Here is a 23,447-nt window from a genome sequence, read left to right as displayed (position 1 = left end):
CCTTGCTAGACGTTAATAATTTTGAGTATATGAAAATCGGTCTCGCTTCGCCGGACAAGATTCGTTCTTGGTCACACGGAGAAGTAAAGAAACCTGAAACAATCAACTATCGTACATTAAAACCTGAAAAAGACGGCTTGTTCTGTGAAAGAATTTTCGGACCTCAAAAGGACTGGGAATGCCATTGTGGCAAATACAAGCGCGTCCGCTATAAAGGCGTTGTTTGTGATCGGTGTGGCGTTGAAGTTACCCGTGCAAAAGTTCGTCGTGAACGCATGGGACATATCGAATTGGCTGCCCCTGTCTCACATATCTGGTATTTCAAAGGTATTCCTAGCCGTATGGGTCTCGTTTTGGACATGTCGCCACGAGCCTTGGAAGAAGTTATTTATTTTGCATCTTATGTTGTCACAGAAACCGGTGATACTTCACTAGAAAAGAAACAGCTTCTATCTGAGAAGGAATACCGTGCTTACCGTGAAAAGTACGGTAAGAAATTCCAGGCATCAATGGGAGCTGAAGCAATTAAAAAACTACTTCAGGACATTGATACGGAAAAAGAAGTAGAAGCATTGAAGGAAGAATTGAAAACAGCACAAGGGCAACGTAGAACCCGTGCGATTAAGCGCCTGGAGGTTCTTGAAGCTTTCCGTAATTCCGGAAATGAACCTTCCTGGATGATCCTTGATGTCCTTCCTGTCATTCCGCCTGAGCTTCGCCCAATGGTACAACTAGACGGCGGCCGTTTTGCCACATCTGACCTAAACGATTTATACCGCCGGGTAATTAACCGGAACAATCGTTTGAAAAGATTATTGGACCTTGGTGCACCTAGCATTATTGTTCAAAATGAAAAGCGGATGCTTCAAGAAGCGGTTGATGCATTAATCGACAACGGACGCCGCGGACGTCCTGTAACAGGACCAGGAAACCGTCCGTTGAAATCCTTGTCCCATATGCTTAAAGGGAAGCAAGGACGTTTCCGTCAAAACCTGCTAGGTAAGCGTGTCGACTATTCCGGTCGTTCTGTTATCGTCGTAGGGCCTAACCTAAAGATGTACCAGTGCGGATTACCTAAGGAAATGGCAATCGAGCTCTTCAAGCCTTTCGTGATGAAGGAATTGGTGCAAAAAGGATTGGCACACAATATCAAATCTGCGAAACGAAAAATTGAACGATTACAGCCTGAAGTATGGGATGTACTTGAATCTGTCATCAAGGAGCACCCGGTATTGCTTAACCGTGCCCCAACTCTGCACAGACTCGGAATCCAGGCTTTCGAACCGACATTGGTAGAAGGCCGTGCAATCCGTCTACACCCGTTAGTATGTACTGCTTATAACGCAGACTTCGACGGTGACCAAATGGCTGTTCACGTTCCGTTATCTTCTGAAGCGCAGGCTGAAGCCCGCTTGCTTATGTTAGCGGCTCAAAATATCCTTAATCCAAAAGATGGAAAACCAGTTGTTACACCGTCCCAGGATATGGTTTTAGGTAACTACTACCTTACTCTTGAACGCGAAAATGCAATTGGTGAAGGAATGGTCTTTAAAGATACCAATGAAGCGTTGATTGCATATCAAAATGGATATGTACATTTACACACCCGTGTAGCGGTTCATGCTTCATCTTTGAACAACGAAACATTTACGGATGAACAAAACCGCCAGTTGTTACTGACAACGGTAGGGAAGTTGATTTTTAATGAAATCCTTCCAAAAACGTTCCCATACATCAATGAACCTACAAAAACGAACCTTGAGGAAAAGACTCCTGAGAAGTATTTTGTAGAAAAGGGTGCAAACGTACCAGAAATTATCAAAGCTCAGCCGATCATTGATCCTTTCAAGAAGAAAATTCTTGGAAACATTATTGCGGAAGTGTTTAAGCGATTTAAGATTACTGAAACCTCTAAAATGCTTGACCGTATGAAGGATCTGGGCTTTAAATATTCAACTAAAGCCGGTATTACTGTTGGTGTGTCCGATATTGTAGTTTTAGGGGAAAAACAGCAGATTATCGAAGAAGCTCAAACAAAAGTTGATAATGTAATGAAGCAATTCAGACGCGGATTAATCACCGAAGATGAACGTTATGACCGTGTTATCTCAATCTGGAGTGCGGCGAAGGATAACATTCAATCTAAGCTGATGAAATCCCTAGATCGGCGCAACCCTATCTTCATGATGAGTGATTCTGGAGCCCGTGGTAATGCGTCCAACTTTACACAGCTTGCTGGTATGCGTGGTTTGATGGCCAACCCGGCTGGACGTATCATTGAGCTTCCGATTCGTTCAAGTTTCCGTGAGGGACTAACGGTGTTGGAATACTTCATTTCTACCCACGGAGCACGTAAAGGACTTGCGGATACAGCTCTTAAGACTGCCGATTCAGGTTATCTGACTCGTCGTCTTGTAGATGTTGCACAGGATGTAATTATTCGTGATGATGATTGTGGTACAGACCGTGGATTGCTTATTGGTGCTCTAAAAGAAGGAACTGAAGTTATCGAGAACTTGGAAGAACGTTTAATTGGACGTTATGCAAGAAAAGCGATCAGGCATCCGGAAACAAATGAAGTTATAGTTCAGGAAAATGAACTAATCACTGAAGATCTTGCTAATTATATAGAAGCCAGTGGAATAGAGAAGGTGTGGATCCGTTCAGCCTTTACATGTAACACAAGCCATGGTGTGTGTAAAAAATGTTATGGGCGCAACCTTGCTACCGGCCAGGAAGTTGAAGTCGGTGAGGCTGTCGGTATCATCGCTGCACAATCCATCGGGGAACCTGGTACTCAGTTGACAATGCGTACCTTCCATACAGGTGGGGTAGCAGGAGATGATATTACACAGGGTCTTCCTCGTATCCAGGAAATCTTTGAAGCAAGAAATCCTAAAGGGCAGGCAATTATTTCAGAAATTGAGGGAACAGTTGTCGGCATTAATGAAATCCGCGATAAGCAACAGGAAATTGTAATTCAGGGTGAAGTGGAGTCCCGTACCTACACGGCTCCGTACACTGCCCGCTTAAAAGTTACAATAGATTCTTATGTACAGCGTGGACAAGAGCTGACAGAGGGTTCCATCGACCCGAAAGAATTGCTAAAGGTAAAGGATGTCCTATCTGTCCAAGAGTATCTGCTGCGTGAAGTTCAAAAGGTATACCGTATGCAGGGTGTTGAAATCGGCGACAAGCACATCGAGGTTATGGTAAGGCAAATGCTTCGCAAGGTTCGAGTTATTGATGCCGGAGAAACAGATGTTTTACCAGGAACATTGCTTGATATTCACCAATTCACCCTGGCAAATACATCGGCTTTGATAGAAGGCAAAATACCGGCAACAGGCCGTCCGATATTACTCGGTATTACAAAAGCATCCCTTGAAACGGATTCCTTCTTATCCGCTGCTTCCTTCCAGGAAACTACAAGAGTTCTTACAGATGCGGCAATCAAAGGCAAGCGCGATGAATTGCTCGGCCTTAAAGAAAATGTCATCATTGGTAAGCTTGTACCAGCTGGAACGGGAATGCTTCGTTACAGAAAAGCCCATCCTGTCCATGTGGAAGATATTAATGAAGACACAGTGACAGTAGACTAAAAAATTAGAGCGAGGCTGTCTTTTAAAGGGCAGCCTTTGCTTTATTAAAGTTGTTGAAATAGGAACCAAAGTGCTATTAAGAACAGCACGATAAATAGCAAAAGCCTTTTATTGCTGCTTCTAGCTAAAATATACAAGGTATATAAAATATTTTATGAAAGAAGTTGACATTTGGAATAAAGGGATGATATTATAGCAAAGGTGCTCCTATGATACCTGTAAAAGCTTTTGGAGGATATGAATGATGTCTTATGAAAAAGTACTACAGGCAAAGTCAGTGATTATAGGAACGAAACAAACAGTCAGGGCTCTAAAAAACGATTTAATTCATGAGGTAGTCATTGCGGAAGATGCAGATCGATATCTAGTATCGCACGTGATAGAAACAGCCGAAGAGTTAAACGTACCAGTTACGTATGTTGATTCAATGCGAATGCTGGGAAAGGCATGCGGTATTGATGTAGGAGCAGCAGCTGTTGCCATTAAAAAGTAAAACTGTTTTTGTAGATCAATCTGCAAAAACTTTGTTTTTGCTCATTTATGAACCACCTGGATGTGTGGGACTAGAACGAAAAAGTGAAGGGAGGAAAAATAAAATGCCTACTATTAATCAATTAGTGCGTAAAGGACGCGAGTCAAAAGAGGTTAAATCAAAATCTCCAGCACTAAACAAAGGCTACAACAGCTTTAAGAAAGCACAAACTAACGTATCATCTCCGCAAAAGCGTGGTGTTTGCACCCGTGTTGGTACAATGACACCGAAGAAGCCAAACTCTGCATTGCGTAAATATGCGCGTGTGCGTTTGACTAACGGTATCGAGGTAACAGCTTATATCCCGGGTATCGGCCACAACCTGCAAGAACACAGCGTGGTACTTATCCGCGGTGGTCGTGTAAAGGACTTACCAGGGGTACGTTATCACATTGTTCGTGGTGCGCTTGATACTGCTGGTGTAAACAACCGTATGCAAGGCCGTTCTAAGTACGGTACAAAGCGTCCTAAAGCAGCAAAAAAATAGTTTGATACAAAATAATAACTTCACCGAAAGGAGGAAAAAGAATGCCTCGTAAAGGACCTGTTTCAAAAAGAGACGTATTGCCAGATCCAATTTATAATTCAAAGCTTGTGACACGTTTAATCAACAAAATGATGGTTGACGGACAAAGAGGTAAGTCACAAAAAATTCTTTATTCAGCATTTGATATCATTGCAGAACGCAGTGGGAAAGAGGCGATCGAAGTATTCGATCAAGCCCTTAAAAACATCATGCCTGTATTAGAGGTAAGAGCACGCCGTGTAGGTGGTTCAAACTACCAAGTACCTGTTGAGGTGCGCCCGGAACGCCGTACAACTTTAGGCCTTCGCTGGTTAGTAAACTACTCTCGACTTCGTGGAGAAAAAACGATGGAAGAGCGTTTAGCTAACGAAATTCTTGATGCAGCCAACAATACTGGTTCCTCTGTCAAGAAACGCGAAGATACTCATAAAATGGCTGAAGCAAACAAAGCGTTTGCTCACTATCGCTGGTAAAATTTATTCTTTCTATAAAATTATACTGATAGATGGAAGGAGAAAGACCAAATGGCAAGAGAGTTCTCCTTAGAAAAAACTCGTAATATCGGCATCATGGCTCACATCGATGCCGGTAAAACGACTACGACAGAACGTGTTCTTTATTACACTGGCCGTATTCACAAGATCGGTGAAACTCATGAAGGTGCATCCCAGATGGACTGGATGGAGCAAGAACAAGAACGCGGTATCACTATTACCTCTGCTGCTACAACGGCACAGTGGGAAGGCCACCGCGTAAACATCATCGATACACCAGGACACGTAGACTTTACAGTTGAAGTTGAACGTTCCCTTCGTGTACTTGATGGTGCAGTTGCCGTACTTGACGCTCAGTCAGGTGTTGAGCCTCAAACTGAAACAGTTTGGCGCCAGGCTACTACTTATGGGGTTCCACGTGTAGTATTCGTAAACAAGATGGACAAAATTGGAGCTGACTTCTTATACTCAGTAAAAACAATTCATGACCGTCTTCAAGCGAACGCTCATCCAATTCAACTACCAATTGGTGCGGAAGATGAATTCGAAGCTATCATTGACCTAGTTGAAATGAAAGCTGTGTTCTACGGAAACGATTTAGGTACGGACATTGAAGTACGTGAAATTCCGGAATCACATAAAGAATTAGCAGAAGAATACCGTGAAAAGTTAATTGAAGCGGTAGCTGAGCTGGATGAAGAGTTAATGGAAAAATATCTTGGCGGAGAAGAGCTTACAAATGAAGAAATTAAAGCTGCGATCCGTAAAGGTACTGTTAATGTTGAATTCTATCCTGTAATCTGCGGATCTGCTTTCAAAAACAAAGGTGTTCAATTAATGCTGGATGCAGTTATTGACTATCTTCCATCTCCATTAGATGTACCAGCTATTAAAGGTACTCTTCCAGATTCAGAGGAAGAAACAACACGTCCATCAAGTGACGAAGAGCCATTCTCAGCTCTTGCATTCAAAGTTATGACTGACCCTTATGTTGGTAAATTAACATTCTTCCGTGTATACTCTGGTACTTTGAGCTCTGGTTCATATGTACAAAACTCTACTAAAGGTAAGCGTGAGCGTGTAGGACGTATCCTGCAAATGCATGCTAACTCGCGTGAAGAGATTTCACAGGTATACGCTGGAGATATTGCGGCTGCAGTAGGTTTGAAAGATACAACTACTGGTGATACTCTATGTGATGACAAGAATCCTGTTATCTTAGAATCAATGGAGTTCCCAGAACCGGTAATTCAGCTATCAATTGAACCTAAGTCTAAGGCAGACCAAGATAAAATGACTACGGCTCTACAAAAATTACAAGAAGAAGATCCAACCTTCCGTGCACATACTGACCAGGAAACAGGTCAAGTTATTATTGCGGGTATGGGTGAACTTCACTTGGACATTCTTGTCGACCGTATGCGCCGTGAATTCAAAGTCGAAGCAAACGTTGGTGCTCCACAGGTTGCTTACCGTGAAACTTTCCGCGGATCTGCTCAAGTTGAAGGTAAGTTCGTACGTCAATCCGGTGGACGCGGACAATTCGGACATGTTTGGATCGAATTCTCTCCAAACGAAGAAGGAAAAGGCTTTGAATTTGAAAATGCTATCGTTGGTGGAGTTGTACCGCGTGAATACATCCCTGCTGTACAAGCTGGTCTAATAGACTCTCTTGACAACGGTGTACTTGCCGGTTTCCCATTAGTTGACATTAAAGCGAGATTATTCGATGGTTCATACCATGATGTTGACTCCAACGAAATGGCATTCAAAATCGCAGCATCAATGGCTCTAAAAAATGCAGCATCTAAATGTCAGCCTGTAATCTTAGAGCCTATCATGAAAGTAGAAGTTGTTATTCCTGAAGAATATCTAGGCGATATCATGGGGGATATCACATCCCGCCGCGGTCGTGTAGAAGGTATGGAAGCGCGAGGAAACGCACAAGTTGTTAATGCGATGGTTCCACTATCAGAAATGTTCGGATATGCAACATCTCTACGTTCTAATACACAAGGACGCGGAACATTCTCTATGCACTTCGATCATTACGAAGAAGTACCTAAGAGTATCTCCGAGGAAATTGTGAAAAAAAATAAAGGTGAATAATTGATTTTCACATTTTATTAAAGTATAACTACTTATGTAAGCTATGAGAGCAGTTATGATCTTGCTTTCATAGCACCATATACTTAATCTTTTTATAATTTTAAGGAGGAATATCCTAATGGGAAAAGCTAAATTCGATCGCTCTAAGCCACACGTTAACGTTGGAACAATTGGTCACGTTGACCACGGTAAAACTACATTAACAGCTGCTATTACTACTGTACTTGCTAAGACTGGTGGAGCTGAAGCTCGTGCATATGATCAAATCGATGGTGCTCCTGAAGAAAGAGAGCGTGGTATCACAATCTCTACTGCACACGTTGAATATGAAACTGCAAATCGCCACTATGCACACGTAGACTGCCCAGGACACGCTGACTATGTTAAAAACATGATCACTGGCGCTGCACAAATGGACGGCGGTATCCTTGTTGTATCTGCTGCTGACGGCCCAATGCCACAAACTCGTGAGCACATCCTTCTTTCTCGTCAAGTAGGTGTACCTTACCTTGTAGTTTTCATGAACAAATGTGACATGGTTGACGACGAAGAGCTTCTTGAATTAGTTGAAATGGAAATCCGTGATCTTCTTTCTGAATATGAATTCCCTGGTGACGATATTCCAGTTATCAAGGGTTCTGCTCTTAAAGCACTTGAAGGAGATGCAGCTTGGGAAGAAAAAATTCATGAACTAATGAACGCTGTTGATGAATATATCCCAACTCCAACACGTGACGTTGAAAAGCCATTCATGATGCCTGTAGAGGACGTGTTCTCTATCACTGGACGTGGAACAGTTGCTACTGGACGTGTAGAGCGTGGACAAGTTAAAGTTGGTGACGTTGTTGAAATCACTGGTTTCACTGAAGAACCAAAATCTACAACTGTAACAGGTGTAGAAATGTTCCGTAAGCTTCTTGATTATGCTGAAGCTGGTGACAACATTGGTGCCCTTCTTCGTGGTGTTGCTCGTGAAGATATCCAACGCGGCCAAGTACTTGCTAAACCAGGTACAATCAAACCACACACAAAGTTTAGAGCTGAAGTTTACGTTCTTTCAAAAGAAGAAGGTGGCCGTCACACTCCATTCTTTACAAACTACCGTCCACAGTTCTACTTCCGTACAACTGATGTAACTGGTATTTGTAACCTTCCTGAAGGCGTAGAAATGGTTATGCCTGGCGACAACATCGAAATGTCAGTGGAGCTTATCGCCCCAATCGCTATCGAAGAAGGTACAAAGTTCTCTATCCGTGAAGGTGGACGTACTGTAGGCGCTGGCGTTGTTGCTACAATCACTGAATAATAAATATTGCTATTAAAGCATTATTAGCAAGCAGACGGGACGCCGTCTGCTTGTTTTATTTTAATCTATAAAAGATTGCAATCCTTATAAAATGTAAGAGTCGGAAAATAACAAATAAATTTCCTGCTTTTGTATTCGGTGTTCACTTTCCGCTAACGATCTAACCTCTTGATTTGTAAATATCATTCACGGGTCTGTAGTCTCCTGCAAATATGTCTCATACTTCATTCGATATTTATTCGATTTTTAGAATACTGTTAATTTCAATTCCGAACAAATTTCATTTTAAAGAAATCACGAAAAACTCTTTTAAAGATTATCTTGAAAAAGTATAGGCGACTATGTATAATAGTAAAAGTGTGTAACACACAGAAATATGTAAGTTTATCTTGCATTATATATCTGTTTTATGTATAATAGACAATGTTGGTCTTTGACTGCGATGATACGGAAGGTTGCTGACACACCCGGCCGCTTTGCCATGGCGAGTGAGTGGGAAATTTCCGTTGAGAAAGTCTATTTTAAAATAGGCGAAAAGGAGGGAAAATAATGGCAAAACAAAAAATTCGTATCCGTTTAAAAGCATATGATCACAGAATTCTTGATCAATCTGCTGAGAAAATTGTAGAAACTGCAAAACGTTCTGGGGCGGCTGTATCTGGTCCGATTCCATTGCCAACTGAAAGATCTGTTTATACGATCTTACGTGCAGTACACAAATACAAAGATTCTCGTGAACAATTCGAGATGCGTACACACAAGCGTTTAATCGACATCGTGAATCCAACTCCACAAACAGTTGATTCTCTAATGAGATTAGACCTGCCATCCGGCGTTGACATTGAAATCAAACTTTAATCTATATAAAAAAAGATAATAATCTAGGAGGTGTGACTTATGACCAAAGGAATCTTAGGAAGAAAGATCGGTATGACGCAAGTATTTGCTGAAAACGGCGAACTTATCCCTGTAACTGTAGTTGAGGCAGCTCAAAACGTTGTGCTTCAAAAGAAAACTGTTGAAACTGACGGTTATGAAGCTATTCAAATCGGTTTTGAAGATAAGCGTGAAAAGCTTGCAAACAAGCCGTCTAAGGGACACGCTGCAAAAGCTAATACTGCTCCTAAGCGCTTCATTCGCGAATTCCGCGATGCAAACCTCGGTGAATATGAGGTGGGTCAGGAAGTCAAAGTTGATATTTTCGCTGAAGGCGATGTAGTAGATGTAACAGGAATCTCAAAAGGTAAAGGTTTCCAAGGTTCAATTAAGCGCCATGGACAATCACGCGGCCCAATGGCTCACGGTTCCCGCTACCACCGTCGTCCAGGTTCAATGGGTCCTGTAGCTCCAAACCGTGTATTTAAAGGTAAGTTATTGCCTGGACGCATGGGTGGAGAACAAATCACTGTTCAAAACTTAACTATTGTTAAAGTTGATACAGAGCGTAACTTGCTTTTAATCAAAGGAAACGTTCCTGGTGCTAGAAAAGCATTGATTAAAGTGAAAAGTGCGGTTAAATCCAAGTAATTTTGCGAGAAAGGAGGAGCATTAGAATGCCTAAAGTTACATTGTTCAACCAAGCTGGATCAAATGTTGGAGACATCGAGCTTAATGATTCAATCTTTGGTATTGAACCTAATAATCATGTATTATTTGAAGCGATCATCATGCAAAGAGCTTCCTTACGACAAGGAACTCATAAAGTTAAAAACCGTTCTGAAGTAGCAGGCGGCGGACGTAAGCCATGGCGACAAAAAGGTACTGGACGTGCCCGTCAAGGTTCTATCCGTTCTCCACAATGGCGTGGCGGTGGTACCGTATTCGGTCCAACTCCAAGATCTTATAGCTACAAACTACCTAAAAAGGTACGCCGTTTAGCTATCAAATCTGCACTATCTACGAAGGTATTAGAAGATAATGTTTTAGTTCTAGAAGGATTATCATTTGAAACCCCAAAAACAAAAGAATTCGCAGCTGTGCTTAAAGGACTTTCTGTAGATACTAAAGCGTTAATTGTAACTGACGGTTTAGATGAAAAAGTAGCTCTTTCTGCACGTAACATCCCTGGTGTTACAGTTGTGGAAGCAGATGGCCTAAATGTTCTTGATGTTGTATCACACAACAAACTGATCATGACCAAGTCAGCTGTTGAAAAAGTAGAGGAGGTGCTTGCATAATGGATGCACGCGATATCATTAAGCGCCCCGTTATCACCGAACGTTCTTCAGACTTAATGGCTGAAAAGAAATATACTTTCGAAGTGGACGTAAGAGCTAACAAAACTCAAGTCAAAGACGCTGTCCAAGAAATCTTCGGAGTTGAAGTTGATAAAGTCAACATCATGAATTATAAAGGCAAGTTCAAGCGCATGGGCAAACATGCAGGCTATACGAACAAGCGCCGTAAAGCTATTGTTAAATTAACTGCTGACAGCAAAGAAATCGAATTATTCGAAGCTTAATTCATTAGAGAAGGAGGGAAATACACATGGCGATTAAAAAGTATAAACCTACCTCTAACGGTCGACGCAATATGTCAGTATCTGATTTTGCTGAAATCACTACTGATAAACCGGAGAAATCCTTACTTGCTCCTTTAACAAGAAAAGGCGGCCGTAACAACCAAGGTAAGTTAACAGTTCGTCATCAAGGTGGCGGCCATAAGCGTCAATACCGTATTATTGACTTCAAGCGCAATAAAGATGGTATACCAGGACGCGTTGCCACTATCGAATACGATCCAAATCGTTCTGCAAACATTGCATTAATTAATTATGTGGATGGAGAAAAGCGTTATATTCTTGCTCCTAAAAACCTACAAGTGGGTATGGAGATCATGTCAGGTCCAGAATCTGACATCAAAGTAGGTAACGCACTACCATTAGCTAACATTCCTGTTGGTACTGTGATTCACAATATCGAGCTTAAACCTGGTAAAGGTGTACAATTGGTCCGTTCTGCTGGTACTTCTGCTCAGGTTCTAGGTAAAGAAGGACGTTATGTTCTTGTTCGTTTGAACTCTGGTGAAGTACGTATGATCCTTGCTACTTGCCGCGCTTCTGTTGGTCAAGTTGGTAACGAACAACATGAACTTATCAATATTGGTAAAGCTGGACGTTCACGCTGGTTAGGCAAGCGCCCAACTGTTCGTGGATCAGTTATGAACCCGAACGATCACCCACATGGTGGTGGGGAAGGCCGTGCTCCTATTGGTCGTAAATCTCCAATGTCTCCTTGGGGCAAACCAACACTTGGTGCTAAAACCCGTAAGAAGAAAAATAAATCCGATAAATTTATCGTACGCAGCCGTAAAAAATAACGGGATTGAACTACGGTTCATAAAACGGACCGTAGAACAATCACGAAGGGAGGTACTTACATGGGTCGCAGTCTGAAAAAAGGGCCTTTTGTTGATGAGCATTTGATGGTTAAGGTAGAAAAGTTAAATGAAGCTGACAAGAAGCAAGTAGTAAAAACTTGGTCACGCCGTTCAACAATCTTCCCACAATTCATCGGTCACACAATCGCAGTCTATGATGGCCGCAAACACGTACCGGTTTATGTAACTGAAGACATGGTAGGTCACAAGCTTGGCGAATTCGCGCCTACTCGTACTTACAAAGGTCACGCAAGTGATGACAAGAAAACAAGACGTTAATGAGAGGAGGGCATCTCATGCAAGCAAAAGCTGTTGCTAAAACAGTGCGTATCTCTGCTCGTAAAGTTCGTTTAGTCGCTGACTTAATTCGAGGAAAGCAAGTAGGTGAAGCGGTAGCGATTCTTCGCTTAACTCCAAAGGCTGCTTCTCCAATCGTAGAAAAAGTTTTGAAATCTGCCGTTGCTAACGCAGAGCACAACTACGAAATGGATATTAATAACCTGGTTGTTTCAGAAATATACGCAAATGAAGGACCAACATTAAAACGTTTCCGTCCTCGCGCAATGGGCCGTGCGAGTGCAATTAACAAGCGTACTAGTCATATAACTATCGTTGTATCAGAAAAGAAGGAGGGGTAATCTGTGGGTCAAAAGGTAAATCCAGTCGGTTTGCGTATCGGGATCATCCGTGATTGGGAATCCAAATGGTACGCTGGTAAAGACTATGCAGAACTTTTACACGAAGACCTTAAAGTTCGTGAGTACATCACGAAGCGTTTAAGCGATGCTTCTGTATCAAAAGTTGAAATTGAACGCGCCGCTAACCGCATCAACATTTCTGTTCACACTGCAAAACCAGGTATGGTTATCGGTAAGGGCGGTACTGAAGTAGAAGCACTTCGTAAAGCGTTGAACCAGTTAACAGGCAAACGAGTTCATATCAACATTATCGAAATTAAAAGAGCGGATCTTGATGCAAAATTGGTTGCAGAAAATATCGCTCGTCAATTAGAGAACCGTGTGTCATTCCGCCGTGCTCAAAAGCAGGCTATCCAACGTACTATGCGTGCTGGTGCTCAAGGTATCAGAACACAAGTATCAGGTCGTCTTGGCGGTGCTGATATCGCTCGTGCTGAACACTATAGCGAAGGAACAGTTCCACTTCACACACTTCGCGCTGACATTGACTATGCTACTGCTGAAGCGGACACTACCTACGGTAAACTTGGCGTGAAAGTATGGATTTATCGTGGAGAAGTTCTTCCTACTAAGAAGAAGTCTGAGGAAGGAGGAAAATAATATGTTATTGCCTAAACGCGTTAAATACCGTCGTGAACATCGCGGTAAGATGAGGGGTAATGCAAAAGGCGGCACTGAAGTACACTTTGGTGAATTTGGTCTTCAAGCACTTGAAGCTTCTTGGATCACTAACCGTCAAATTGAGGCAGCTCGTATTGCAATGACTCGTTACATGAAACGTGGCGGTAAAGTTTGGATTAAAATTTTCCCAAGTAAGCCATACACTGCAAAACCATTAGAAGTACGGATGGGGTCTGGTAAAGGTGCTCCTGAAGGCTGGGTTGCTGTTGTAAAGCCAGGTAAAGTAATGTTTGAAATCTCCGGTGTATCTGAAGAGGTGGCACGTGAAGCGTTGCGCCTTGCTGCACACAAACTTCCAGTTAAATGTAAGTTTGTAAAACGAGAAGAAATTGGTGGTGAAGCAAATGAAAGCTAATGAAATTAAAGATCTAACCACTGCCGAAATTGAACAAAAAGTAAAATCACTCAAAGAAGAATTATTTAATCTTCGTTTCCAGCTAGCAACAGGCCAGCTTGAAAATACAGCTCGTATCCGTGAAGTACGCAAATCGATCGCTCGAATGAAAACTGTTGTTCGTGAAAGAGAGATCGGGGTCAACAATCGATAATTGAGGGGAGGTTTGCATTAATGAGCGAACGCAACCAACGTAAAGTCTACACTGGACGCGTAGTATCCGACAAAATGGATAAAACGGTAACAGTCCTTGTAGAAACATATAAAAAGCATTCTCTTTACGGAAAGCGTGTGAAATACTCCAAGAAGTTAAAGGCTCACGATGAGCTAAATGAAGCAAAAGTAGGCGATACAGTAAGAATCATGGAAACTCGTCCACTTTCAGCTACAAAACGCTTCCGTTTGGTTGAAGTAGTAGAAAAAGCAGTTATTATTTAATCAATGTTCGGATTATGTTAATTCCGAAGGGAGGTTTCATACATGATTCAACAAGAATCTCGTTTAAAAGTCGCTGACAATTCTGGTGCACGTGAAGTTCTTACCATTAAAGTACTTGGTGGTTCAGGACGCAAAACAGCTAACATCGGTGATGTTATCGTGTGTACAGTTAAACAAGCAACACCAGGTGGCGTTGTTAAAAAAGGTGATGTTGTTAAGGCTGTAATCGTCCGTACGAAAAGCGGTGTTCGCCGTAATGACGGTACTTACATTCGCTTTGACGAAAATGCGTGTGTAATTATCCGCGATGATAAGAGCCCTCGTGGAACTCGTATCTTCGGACCTGTTGCTCGCGAACTGCGTGACAGCAATTTCATGAAGATTGTGTCCCTTGCTCCAGAAGTACTGTAATTGTTATAAATTCCGTAAAAGCCTTTCAAGGAGGTGCGAAGCTAATGCATGTTAAAAAAGGTGACAAAGTCGTAGTCATCTCTGGTAAGGACAAAGGCAAACAAGGAGTTATCCTTGAAGCATATCCAAAGAACAACCGTGTGCTTGTTGAAGGAATCAACATCGTGAAAAAGCATTCAAAGCCATCTCAACTGAATCCACAAGGTGGAATCATCAGCAGAGAAGCAGCAATTCACGTTTCTAATGTTATGCCGCTTGATCCGAAGTCCGGAACACCAACTCGTGTTGGTTACAAGGTGGAAGACGGCAAAAAAGTACGCGTAGCTAAAAAATCAGGTGAATCTTTAGATAAATAAGTACATGAAGAAGGGAGGTACACTTAATGAACCGCCTAAAAGAAAAGTTTCAAAATGAAATTACTCCTGCTTTAATGAGCAAATTTAATTATGAGTCTGTAATGCAGGTGCCAAAACTTGAAAAAATCGTAGTGAACATGGGTGTGGGTGACGCTGTAGCAAACTCAAAAGCATTGGATAATGCTGTTGAAGAGTTAACTTTAATCACTGGTCAAAAACCTGTGGTAACTAGAGCAAAGAAATCTATCGCTGGTTTCCGCCTGCGTGAAGGTATGCCTATCGGTGCAAAAATTACATTACGCGGAGAGCGTATGTATGAATTCCTTGATAAACTGATTTCTGTTTCTTTACCACGTGTACGTGACTTCCGTGGGGTTTCTAAGAAATCTTTTGATGGTCGCGGTAACTACACACTAGGTGTTAAAGAGCAACTTATCTTCCCTGAGATTGACTACGATAAAGTAAGCAAGGTACGCGGTATGGACATCGTTATCGTTACGACAGCCAACACTGACGAAGAAGGTCGCGAGCTGCTTACTCAATTCGGAATGCCGTTCCAAAAGTAATCATTAAATAAAGGGAGGCGAAAACGTGGCTAAAAAATCAATGATCTTGAAGCAAAAGCGCGGATCAAAGTTTAAGGTACAAGAATATACACGCTGCGAACGTTGCGGTCGTCCACATTCAGTACTACGTAAATTTAAGCTTTGCCGTATTTGTTTCCGCGAACTTGCATATAAAGGACAAATCCCTGGCGTTAAAAAAGCTAGCTGGTAAAACCCGAGTTTGGGAAGGAGGTAAATAATAATGGTCATGACAGATCCTATTGCAGATTTACTTACTCGCATCCGTAATGCGAATATGGTTCGTCACGAGAAATTGGAAGTTCCTGCTTCTAAGATCAAGAATGAAATTGCTCAGATCTTAAAGCGTGAAGGCTTCGTCCGTGATGTGGAATTCATCGAAGACAATAAACAAGGTATCATCCGTATCTTCCTTAAGTACGGTTCAAACAATGAACGTGTTATCACTGGATTAAAGCGCATCAGCAAACCTGGTTTGCGTGTATATGCAAAGACTGGTGAAGTTCCACGCGTTCTTAACGGTTTAGGTATTGCGATTGTTTCTACTTCTCAAGGCGTTTTAACCGACAAGGAAGCTCGTGCTAAACAAGTCGGTGGAGAAGTACTTGCATACGTTTGGTAATCTATTTTTACTAGAATGGAGGTGCACTAGATGTCACGTATAGGTAAAAAACCTATTGAAATCCCTGCTGGCGTAACAGTAACTGTTGATCAAAGCAACGTTACTGTTAAAGGCCCTAAGGGTGAATTAACTAGATCTTTTAATCCTGATATTACAATCAGCGTCGAGGAAAATGTTCTTACAGTTGCTCGTCCTTCTGATGCAAAAGAACACCGCGCATTGCACGGAACAACTCGCGCAGTTATTTCAAACATGGTAGAGGGCGTATCCAAAGGATTCGAAAAGTCCCTTGAACTTATTGGTGTCGGTTACCGTGCACAAAAACAAGGTGCTAAGTTAGTCCTTAACGTAGGATACTCTCACCCTGTTGAAATCGAACCGGAAACAGGCCTTGAAATTGAAGTCCCTTCCAATACAAAGATTATCGTAAGAGGTACTAACAAAGAACGTGTTGGAGCTCTTGCGGCAAATATTCGCGATGTCCGTCCGCCAGAGCCTTATAAAGGTAAAGGTATTCGTTACGAAGGCGAATATGTACGTCGTAAAGAAGGTAAAACAGGTAAGTAATAGCCGACCAGGTAAATGAAAGGAGTGACGTAAATGATTACGAAGGCTGATAAGAATTCTGTTCGTAAGAAAAGACATGCACGTGTTCGTGCAAAACTTTCCGGAACTGAAGCTCGTCCTCGTTTAAATGTGTTCCGTTCAAGCAAGCACATTTACGCACAATTGATTGACGATGCAAACGGCGTAACCCTTGCTAGTGCTTCTACTCTAGATAAAGAGATCGGCACAGAAGGTACTGGCAATGCTGATGCAGCAAAAAAAGTTGGCGAATTAATCGCTAAACGTGCAGTAGAGAAAGGCTATAAGTCTGTGGTATTTGACCGTGGAGGATATCTGTACCATGGCCGTGTTAAAGCATTGGCTGACTCTGCTCGTGAAAACGGTTTGGAATTTTAATCAAAAGGAGGGACATAACAGATGCGTCGTAGTATCGATCCTAATAAATTAGAACTTGAAGAACGCGTAGTTACGATTAACCGCGTAGCTAAGGTTGTTAAAGGTGGACGTCGTTTCCGTTTCTCAGCACTTGTTGTTGTAGGCGATAAAAACGGCCACGTTGGTTTCGGAACTGGTAAAGCTCAAGAGGTACCAGATGCTATCCGTAAAGCAATTGAAGATGCTAAGAAAAATCTGATCACTGTACCTATGGTTGGTACAACAATTCCGCACCTTGTGAATGGACGTTTTGGCGCAGGCCATATTCTTTTAAAGCCTGCATCAGAAGGTACTGGAGTAATCGCCGGCGGTCCAGTTCGTGCTGTACTTGAACTAGGTGGAGTGAGTGATATTCTTTCAAAATCTTTAGGTTCAAACACGCCAATTAACATGGTGCGTGCTACACTCGAAGGATTAAAGCAATTAAAACGTGCTGAGGACGTAGCTAAGTTACGTGGTAAATCAGTAGAAGAACTGTTAGGATAAGGGGGGAAATCAAATGGCAAACAAACTGGAAATTACCCTCACTCGCAGCTTGATTGGTCGTCCTGAAGACCAACGAGTTACCGTAAATACACTGGGATTACGCAAAATGCACCAAACAGTTGTCCATGATGACAACCCTGCTATCCGCGGTATGATTAACAAAGTTTCTCATCTTGTTACTGTAAAAGAGCAATAAGATAACCATTCACTAACAAGGAGGTGCCAACATGAAACTTCATGAATTAAAAGCTGCAGAAGGTTCACGCAAAGAACGTAAACGCCTAGGTCGCGGTATTGGTTCTGGAACTGGAAAAACTGCCGGTAAAGGTCATAAAGGTCAAAACGCCCGTTCAGGCGGCGGAGTACGTCCTGGTTTTGAAGGTGGTCAAACTCCTTTATTCAGACGTTTACCTAAGCGCGGTTTCTCGAACATCAACCGTAAAGAATACGCAATCGTTAACCTTGATACCCTTAATCGCTTTGAAGACGGTACAGAAGTAACACCTGAATTATTGGTCGAAACAGGTATCGTATCGAACGAAAAAGCTGGAGTCAAGATTCTGGCTAAAGGCAAAGTAGAGAAAAAGCTTACTGTTAAAGCTCATAAATTCTCAGCTACTGCCGTAGAAGCTATCGAAGCTGCTGGCGGTAAAACTGAGGTGATTTAATGTTTCGTACGATCTCCAACTTTATGCGCGTGGGTGATATAAGAAATAAAATCATCTTTACCCTGTTAATGTTAGTCGTCTATCGCATCGGTACATATATCCCTGTACCGAATGTGAATGCCGACTTGCTTAAAAATCAAGATCAGTTAAGCGTATTTGGTATTTTAAATACCTTTGGCGGCGGTGCTCTACAAAACTTTTCAATCTTGGCTATGGGGATTATGCCGTATATCACAGCCTCAATTATCATTCAGCTGCTTCAAATGGACGTTGTTCCTAAATTCACTGAATGGTCTAAGCAAGGGGAAGTTGGCCGTCGTAAATTAGCTCAGTTTACCCGCTATGGGACGATTGTTCTTGGTTTTATCCAGGCTTTTGGTATGTCTTACGGTTTTAATAATATGGCCGGAGGAATGCTTATCGAGAACCCTGGGGTTGGAACATATTTGCTTATTGCTACTGTATTGACAGCAGGAACAGCTTTTCTTTTGTGGTTGGGGGAGCTTATTACCTCTAAGGGAGTAGGCAATGGCATTTCTATTATCATCTTCGCTGGGATCGTAGCAGGTATTCCGTCTATTGCAAATCAGGTCTACGCTCAGCAGTTTGAAAATGCAGGGGATCAGCTTTTCCTTAGAATTGTGACTCTTGTCTTGATCCTTGTTGCTATCCTCGCCATTGTTGTGGCAGTCATTTTTATACAACAAGCTTTACGTAAAATTCCAATTCAATATGCCAAGCGTGCTGCAGCAGGACGCCAGCCTGCTGGACAATCTACTCATTTGCCTCTTAAAGTAAATGCTGCAGGTGTTATCCCGGTAATCTTTGCCATGGCGTTCATCATTACTCCAAGGACGGTTGCTTCATTCTTTGGTCCTAATGACGTAACACGCTGGATTGATAAGACATTTGACTATACTCATCCAATTGGAATGATAGTCTATGTTGCGTTAATCATTGCATTTTCTTATTTCTATGCCTTCATTCAGGTCAATCCTGAACAAATGGCAGATAACTTGAAGAAACAAGGCGGTTATGTTCCTGGAATCCGCCCTGGTAAGAACACTCAAGAATATTTAACCCGTGTTTTATACCGTTTAACTTTTGTGGGCTCTATATTCCTGGCAGTTATTGCTGTATTGCCGGTATTTTTTATAAAGCTCGCGAATTTACCGCAATCTGCGCAAATCGGCGGCACCAGCCTTCTCATAGTCGTCGGAGTTGCTCTTGATACAATGAAGCAGCTTGAAGCGCAATTAGTAAAACGCCATTATAAAGGTTTTATAAAGTAATGAGTTTTGGGGACCTGTTTGTGTTCCCAAATACCCATTATAGAGTTTGAGGGGGAAACACTTTGAATCTTGTATTAATGGGGCTACCAGGTGCCGGAAAAGGTACTCAAGCCGAAAGAATCGTAGAAAAATATGACATCCCTCATATCTCTACAGGAGATATGTTCCGCGCGGCTATCAAAGATGGTACGGAACTTGGTTTACAGGCCAAATCATTCATGGATAAAGGCGAGCTTGTTCCTGATGAGGTGACAATTGGCATTGTCCGTGAAAGATTAAGCAAAGAGGATTGTAAGAAAGGGTTCCTGCTTGATGGGTTTCCACGTACAGTGGCCCAAGCTGAGGCACTTGAAAACATCCTTGCCGATCTTGATCGCAGAATTAATTACGTAATCAATATTCAAGTTGATAAAGATATCCTGATGGAGCGTTTGACCGGTAGACGCATCTGCAAAAACTGCGGTGCGACTTATCACTTGGTTTTCAATCCTCCTGCTAATGAAGGAAAATGTGTCCGCTGTGGCGGAGAGCTATATCAACGTGCAGATGATAATGAAGAAACGGTTCAGAACCGTTTGGATGTTAACCTGAAGCAAACACAGCCACTTCTTGATTTCTATCAAGATAAAGGCTATCTTCGCAATATTGATGGACAACAAGATATCAATAAGGTATTTGAGGATGTTAATGCATTGCTCGGAGGATTGCGTTAATGATCATATGTAAGACTCCGCGTGAAATTGAAATTATGCGAGAAGCCGGTTTAATCGTTGCTTTGACTCACCAGGAGTTAAAGAAACATATCGCTCCCGGTATTACGACGCAGGAACTGGATGCAATTGCCGAAGGGTTTATATGCAAACATGATGCATTCCCGTCGTTTAAAGGGTATAATGGATTTCGCGGCAGTATTTGCACATCTGTTAACAACGAGCTTGTCCACGGTATTCCGGGGAAGCGTGTTCTGCATGAAGGGGATATCATCAGTATTGATATCGGAGCTAAGTATAAAGGCTATCATGGGGATTCCGCTTGGACATATCCAGTTGGCAGCATTGATGAAGATACACAGCGGCTCTTGGAAGTAACCGAAGAGTCATTATATAGAGGTTTGAAAGAAGCTAAGCCAGGTGTGCGCCTTTCAAACATCTCCCATGCTATTCAATCCTATGTCGAGGCTAACCAATTCTCTATCGTCAGAGAGTATGTCGGCCATGGAATCGGTCAAGACTTACATGAGGACCCTGAAATCCCTCATTATGGTCCTCCCAATACTGGCCCTCGTTTAAAGACTGGTATGGTGCTCGCTGTTGAGCCAATGGTGAATGCTGGAAGCAGATATGTGAATACTTTAGATGATGACTGGACTGTGGTAACAGTTGACGGAAAAAAGTGTACTCACTTTGAACATACAATAGCAATCACTGAAACAGGATACGAAATTCTGACCAAGGTTTAAGTGGCACTAGTTAGATTGGGAAAACGGGTTCACACATAGGGCAATATCTCATTTATGGGGATGCTGCTGAACAGAAGGGAGAATTGTTTAATGGCTAAAGATGATGTAATTGAAGTTGAAGGGAAAGTCACAGAGACTTTGCCAAATGCAATGTTTAAGGTAGAATTAGAAAATGGTCATACTGTTTTAGCTCATGTTTCCGGTAAAATCCGTATGCACTTTATTCGTATTTTGCCTGGGGATAAGGTTACGGTTGAGCTTTCCCCGTATGATCTAACTCGCGGCAGAATCACATACCGATTCAAGTAATCTGGTACGCTCCGATCTGTATAAGGAGGTTAGATAGCAATGAAAGTCAGACCATCAGTTAAGCCCATCTGCGAAAAGTGTAAAGTTATCCGCAGAAGAGGTAAAGTCATGGTTATTTGCGAAAACCCTAAACATAAACAAAAACAAGGTTAATTTAAAAGGAGGTGCATTCTATCAATGGCACGTATTGCTGGTGTTGATATTCCACGTGATAAGCGTATTGTTATTTCTTTAACATATATTTTTGGTATTGGTAAGCAAACAGCTATCAAGGTTCTTGAAGAGGCTGGTGTTTCTCAAGATACTCGTGTTCGTGATCTTACTGAGGACGAATTGAACAAAATTCGTGATATCGTCGATAAGCTAAAAGTAGAAGGAGATCTTCGTCGTGAAGTTTCTCTTAACATCAAACGTTTAATGGAAATTGGCAGCTTCCGCGGTCTTCGTCACCGTCGTGGTCTTCCTGTTCGTGGACAAAATACAAAAAATAATGCTCGTACGCGTAAAGGTCCTCGTCGTACAGTAGCTAACAAGAAAAAATAATCAGTAAAGGAGGTTACTATTCATGGCTCGTAAAACAAATACTCGTAAACGTCGTGTGAAAAAGAATATAGAAACAGGTATTGCACACATTCGTTCAACTTTCAATAACACTATTGTTACGATCACTGATGCACACGGGAATGCTATTTCTTGGTCAAGTGCTGGTGCGCTAGGTTTCAGAGGATCTCGTAAATCTACACCATTTGCTGCACAAATGGCTGCTGAAACAGCTGCTAAGACTTCTATGGAACATGGTATGAAAACACTTGAGGTTACTGTTAAAGGACCTGGTGCTGGTCGTGAAGCTGCTATTCGTGCTCTTCAGGCAGCTGGTCTGGAAGTAACAGCTATCAAAGATGTAACTCCAGTTCCACATAACGGATGCCGTCCGCCAAAACGTCGCCGTGTATAATTTTTCTGTATAGAAATTGTATCCCTGGGCTATAATGGGATATAATAATATCTTGCGTTCATACAGAATAATTTATTCAGTTGTTGCGCACAATCGGGAACGTATACATGGGGAATTTCGGTTATGTTTGAATGTAATAGTTCACTATTAGCCGGGGTTTCGACGTTTTGAAGGAGGGTTTATTGAATGATCGAAATAGAAAAACCAAAAATCGAAACGGTTGAAATCAACGATGACGCCAAATACGGCAAGTTCGTCGTCGAGCCACTAGAGCGCGGGTATGGTACAACTTTGGGTAACTCCTTACGTCGTATTCTATTATCCTCACTCCCAGGTGCCGCTGTGACATCTATTCAGATAGATGGCGTACTGCACGAGTTCTCAACAATTGAAGGCGTCGTAGAAGATGTGACTTCTATCATTCTCAATGTAAAAAAGTTAGCACTTAAGATTTACTCCGATGAAGAAAAGACGCTAGAAATTGATGTTCAGAGTGAAGGTGTAGTAACTGCAGCAGATATTACACACGATAGTGATGTGGAAATTCTTAATCCGGATTTGCAAATCGCCACTCTTGGCAAGAACGGTCATTTGCGTATGAGGCTAACGGCACGGCGCGGCCGCGGTTATACGCCTGCTGACCAAAATAAGAGAGAGGATCAGCCAATCGGCGTGATTCCAATCGACTCCATTTACACTCCTGTTGCGCGTGTATCCTATCAGGTAGAAAATACTCGGGTGGGCCAGATGACCAATTATGATAAGCTTACGCTTGATGTTTGGACTGATGGAAGCAATGGACCGCAGGAAGCTGTAGCGCTTGGAGCTAAGATTTTAACAGAGCATTTGAATATTTTCGTTGGGTTGACTGACGAAGCTCAAAATGCAGAGATTATGGTAGAAAAAGAAGAAGATCAAAAAGAAAAGGTTCTTGAAATGACCATTGAAGAACTTGACCTTTCTGTTCGTTCTTATAACTGCCTTAAGCGTGCCGGTATCAACACTGTTCAAGAGCTAGCTCATAAAACAGAAGAAGATATGATGAAGGTGCGTAACTTGGGACGTAAATCACTTGAAGAAGTGAAAGCGAAACTTGAAGAACTAGGTTTAGGATTACGCAAAGACGACTGATGACTAGTTAGCCG

Annotated in this window: 35 protein-coding genes; all 35 read left to right on the top strand. The window is 42.1% G+C overall.

The features are described from left to right. Positions 1–2 precede the first annotated feature (2 nt). The 35 genes from rpoC (at position 3) to CUU64_RS03615 (ending at position 23,433) form a co-directional block, all read left to right on the top strand. Entirely contained in the window at positions 3–3,602 is a 3,600-nt protein-coding gene (gene rpoC, locus CUU64_RS03785; protein ID WP_101631951.1) for a DNA-directed RNA polymerase subunit beta', read from the top strand. A gap of 244 nt (positions 3,603–3,846) precedes the next feature. Further along, positions 3,847–4,095 (top strand): 50S ribosomal protein L7ae-like protein, encoded by a 249-nt coding sequence (locus CUU64_RS03780; protein WP_101631950.1) that lies wholly within the window; start codon positions 3,847–3,849, stop codon positions 4,093–4,095. Positions 4,096–4,198: 103 nt separating this feature from the next. Further along, positions 4,199–4,621 carry a 30S ribosomal protein S12 gene (gene rpsL, locus CUU64_RS03775; protein WP_061440379.1) on the top strand — a complete coding sequence of 141 codons (423 nt, stop codon included), beginning with the start codon at positions 4,199–4,201 and terminating at the stop codon, positions 4,619–4,621. Between the two features lie 41 nt (positions 4,622–4,662). After that, positions 4,663–5,133 (top strand): 30S ribosomal protein S7, encoded by a 471-nt coding sequence (rpsG, locus tag CUU64_RS03770; RefSeq protein WP_101631949.1) that lies wholly within the window; start codon positions 4,663–4,665, stop codon positions 5,131–5,133. A gap of 51 nt (positions 5,134–5,184) precedes the next feature. Then, positions 5,185–7,263: an elongation factor G gene (gene fusA / locus CUU64_RS03765; RefSeq protein WP_101631948.1), complete on the top strand. Its 2,079-nt coding sequence runs from the start codon at positions 5,185–5,187 to the stop codon at positions 7,261–7,263. Positions 7,264–7,381: 118 nt separating this feature from the next. Continuing rightward, positions 7,382–8,569, top strand: a complete 1,188-nt coding sequence (gene tuf / locus CUU64_RS03760) for an elongation factor Tu (protein ID WP_101631947.1) — start codon at positions 7,382–7,384, stop codon at positions 8,567–8,569. A gap of 549 nt (positions 8,570–9,118) precedes the next feature. Beyond that, on the top strand, positions 9,119–9,427 hold the full coding sequence (rpsJ, locus tag CUU64_RS03755; protein WP_019244375.1) for a 30S ribosomal protein S10: 309 nt from the start codon (positions 9,119–9,121) through the stop codon (positions 9,425–9,427). A 39-nt stretch (positions 9,428–9,466) separates the two neighbouring features. Then, a complete protein-coding gene (gene rplC / locus CUU64_RS03750) occupies positions 9,467–10,096 on the top strand; it encodes a 50S ribosomal protein L3 (protein ID WP_101631946.1) in 630 nt (209 codons plus the stop codon). A 26-nt stretch (positions 10,097–10,122) separates the two neighbouring features. Further along, complete coding sequence (gene rplD / locus CUU64_RS03745) at positions 10,123–10,746, top strand: 50S ribosomal protein L4 (protein ID WP_101631945.1); 624 nt, start codon at positions 10,123–10,125, stop codon at positions 10,744–10,746. After that, complete coding sequence (gene rplW / locus CUU64_RS03740; protein ID WP_180954273.1) at positions 10,743–11,030, top strand: 50S ribosomal protein L23; 288 nt, start codon at positions 10,743–10,745, stop codon at positions 11,028–11,030. The genes rplD and rplW overlap by 4 nt, the downstream gene beginning before the upstream one ends. A gap of 26 nt (positions 11,031–11,056) precedes the next feature. Then, a complete protein-coding gene (gene rplB, locus CUU64_RS03735) occupies positions 11,057–11,887 on the top strand; it encodes a 50S ribosomal protein L2 (protein ID WP_101631944.1) in 831 nt (276 codons plus the stop codon). A 60-nt stretch (positions 11,888–11,947) separates the two neighbouring features. Next, positions 11,948–12,226: a 30S ribosomal protein S19 gene (gene rpsS, locus CUU64_RS03730; RefSeq protein WP_101631943.1), complete on the top strand. Its 279-nt coding sequence runs from the start codon at positions 11,948–11,950 to the stop codon at positions 12,224–12,226. Between the two features lie 17 nt (positions 12,227–12,243). Further along, a complete protein-coding gene (gene rplV / locus CUU64_RS03725; protein ID WP_101631942.1) occupies positions 12,244–12,585 on the top strand; it encodes a 50S ribosomal protein L22 in 342 nt (113 codons plus the stop codon). 3 nt (positions 12,586–12,588) lie between these two features. Then, positions 12,589–13,245: a 30S ribosomal protein S3 gene (gene rpsC / locus CUU64_RS03720; RefSeq protein ID WP_101631941.1), complete on the top strand. Its 657-nt coding sequence runs from the start codon at positions 12,589–12,591 to the stop codon at positions 13,243–13,245. A gap of 1 nt (position 13,246) precedes the next feature. Then, complete coding sequence (gene rplP / locus CUU64_RS03715) at positions 13,247–13,681, top strand: 50S ribosomal protein L16 (protein ID WP_101631940.1); 435 nt, start codon at positions 13,247–13,249, stop codon at positions 13,679–13,681. After that, the gene (gene rpmC / locus CUU64_RS03710; protein WP_071351386.1) at positions 13,671–13,874 is read left to right on the top strand and encodes a 50S ribosomal protein L29; all 204 of its coding nucleotides are present in this window, start codon (positions 13,671–13,673) and stop codon (positions 13,872–13,874) included. The genes rplP and rpmC overlap by 11 nt, the downstream gene beginning before the upstream one ends. A 20-nt stretch (positions 13,875–13,894) precedes the next feature. After that, on the top strand, positions 13,895–14,158 hold the full coding sequence (gene rpsQ / locus CUU64_RS03705; protein WP_101631939.1) for a 30S ribosomal protein S17: 264 nt from the start codon (positions 13,895–13,897) through the stop codon (positions 14,156–14,158). A 42-nt stretch (positions 14,159–14,200) separates the two neighbouring features. Beyond that, positions 14,201–14,569 carry a 50S ribosomal protein L14 gene (rplN, locus tag CUU64_RS03700; RefSeq protein ID WP_101631938.1) on the top strand — a complete coding sequence of 123 codons (369 nt, stop codon included), beginning with the start codon at positions 14,201–14,203 and terminating at the stop codon, positions 14,567–14,569. A 44-nt stretch (positions 14,570–14,613) separates the two neighbouring features. Next, the gene (rplX, locus tag CUU64_RS03695; protein WP_101631937.1) at positions 14,614–14,925 is read left to right on the top strand and encodes a 50S ribosomal protein L24; all 312 of its coding nucleotides are present in this window, start codon (positions 14,614–14,616) and stop codon (positions 14,923–14,925) included. Positions 14,926–14,951: 26 nt separating this feature from the next. Then, positions 14,952–15,491, top strand: a complete 540-nt coding sequence (rplE, locus tag CUU64_RS03690; protein ID WP_101631936.1) for a 50S ribosomal protein L5 — start codon at positions 14,952–14,954, stop codon at positions 15,489–15,491. Positions 15,492–15,516: 25 nt separating this feature from the next. Continuing rightward, positions 15,517–15,702, top strand: coding sequence for a type Z 30S ribosomal protein S14 (locus tag CUU64_RS03685; protein WP_101631935.1), 186 nt, complete (start codon positions 15,517–15,519; stop codon positions 15,700–15,702). A gap of 30 nt (positions 15,703–15,732) precedes the next feature. Then, on the top strand, positions 15,733–16,131 hold the full coding sequence (gene rpsH, locus CUU64_RS03680) for a 30S ribosomal protein S8 (RefSeq protein WP_101631934.1): 399 nt from the start codon (positions 15,733–15,735) through the stop codon (positions 16,129–16,131). A gap of 30 nt (positions 16,132–16,161) precedes the next feature. Further along, positions 16,162–16,698 (top strand): 50S ribosomal protein L6, encoded by a 537-nt coding sequence (gene rplF / locus CUU64_RS03675; protein ID WP_101631933.1) that lies wholly within the window; start codon positions 16,162–16,164, stop codon positions 16,696–16,698. A 33-nt stretch (positions 16,699–16,731) separates the two neighbouring features. Then, the gene (gene rplR, locus CUU64_RS03670; RefSeq protein WP_101631932.1) at positions 16,732–17,094 is read left to right on the top strand and encodes a 50S ribosomal protein L18; all 363 of its coding nucleotides are present in this window, start codon (positions 16,732–16,734) and stop codon (positions 17,092–17,094) included. Positions 17,095–17,115: 21 nt separating this feature from the next. After that, positions 17,116–17,619, top strand: a complete 504-nt coding sequence (rpsE, locus tag CUU64_RS03665) for a 30S ribosomal protein S5 (protein ID WP_101631931.1) — start codon at positions 17,116–17,118, stop codon at positions 17,617–17,619. Positions 17,620–17,632: 13 nt separating this feature from the next. Next, complete coding sequence (gene rpmD, locus CUU64_RS03660; RefSeq protein ID WP_101631930.1) at positions 17,633–17,815, top strand: 50S ribosomal protein L30; 183 nt, start codon at positions 17,633–17,635, stop codon at positions 17,813–17,815. A 31-nt stretch (positions 17,816–17,846) separates the two neighbouring features. Continuing rightward, positions 17,847–18,287 carry a 50S ribosomal protein L15 gene (rplO, locus tag CUU64_RS03655; RefSeq protein WP_101631929.1) on the top strand — a complete coding sequence of 147 codons (441 nt, stop codon included), beginning with the start codon at positions 17,847–17,849 and terminating at the stop codon, positions 18,285–18,287. Beyond that, complete coding sequence (gene secY / locus CUU64_RS03650) at positions 18,287–19,579, top strand: preprotein translocase subunit SecY (RefSeq protein WP_101631928.1); 1,293 nt, start codon at positions 18,287–18,289, stop codon at positions 19,577–19,579. The genes rplO and secY overlap by 1 nt, the downstream gene beginning before the upstream one ends. A 62-nt stretch (positions 19,580–19,641) precedes the next feature. Beyond that, positions 19,642–20,292: an adenylate kinase gene (locus CUU64_RS03645; RefSeq protein WP_101631927.1), complete on the top strand. Its 651-nt coding sequence runs from the start codon at positions 19,642–19,644 to the stop codon at positions 20,290–20,292. Next, entirely contained in the window at positions 20,292–21,038 is a 747-nt protein-coding gene (gene map / locus CUU64_RS03640; RefSeq protein WP_101631926.1) for a type I methionyl aminopeptidase, read from the top strand. The genes CUU64_RS03645 and map overlap by 1 nt, the downstream gene beginning before the upstream one ends. A gap of 90 nt (positions 21,039–21,128) precedes the next feature. Further along, positions 21,129–21,347, top strand: coding sequence for a translation initiation factor IF-1 (gene infA / locus CUU64_RS03635; protein ID WP_101631925.1), 219 nt, complete (start codon positions 21,129–21,131; stop codon positions 21,345–21,347). 39 nt (positions 21,348–21,386) lie between these two features. Next, complete coding sequence (gene rpmJ / locus CUU64_RS03630) at positions 21,387–21,500, top strand: 50S ribosomal protein L36 (protein WP_000868344.1); 114 nt, start codon at positions 21,387–21,389, stop codon at positions 21,498–21,500. A 24-nt stretch (positions 21,501–21,524) separates the two neighbouring features. Beyond that, positions 21,525–21,890 carry a 30S ribosomal protein S13 gene (gene rpsM / locus CUU64_RS03625; RefSeq protein ID WP_101631924.1) on the top strand — a complete coding sequence of 122 codons (366 nt, stop codon included), beginning with the start codon at positions 21,525–21,527 and terminating at the stop codon, positions 21,888–21,890. 22 nt (positions 21,891–21,912) lie between these two features. Continuing rightward, on the top strand, positions 21,913–22,302 hold the full coding sequence (gene rpsK, locus CUU64_RS03620; RefSeq protein WP_101631923.1) for a 30S ribosomal protein S11: 390 nt from the start codon (positions 21,913–21,915) through the stop codon (positions 22,300–22,302). A 186-nt stretch (positions 22,303–22,488) separates the two neighbouring features. Beyond that, positions 22,489–23,433, top strand: coding sequence for a DNA-directed RNA polymerase subunit alpha (locus CUU64_RS03615; RefSeq protein ID WP_101631922.1), 945 nt, complete (start codon positions 22,489–22,491; stop codon positions 23,431–23,433). Positions 23,434–23,447: the final 14 nt, after the last annotated feature.

Source organism: Bacillus sp. V5-8f, assembly GCF_002863565.1.
Classification (GTDB): domain Bacteria; phylum Bacillota; class Bacilli; order Bacillales; family DSM-1321; genus Peribacillus.
This window is presented reverse-complemented; position numbering and strand designations above follow the sequence as displayed.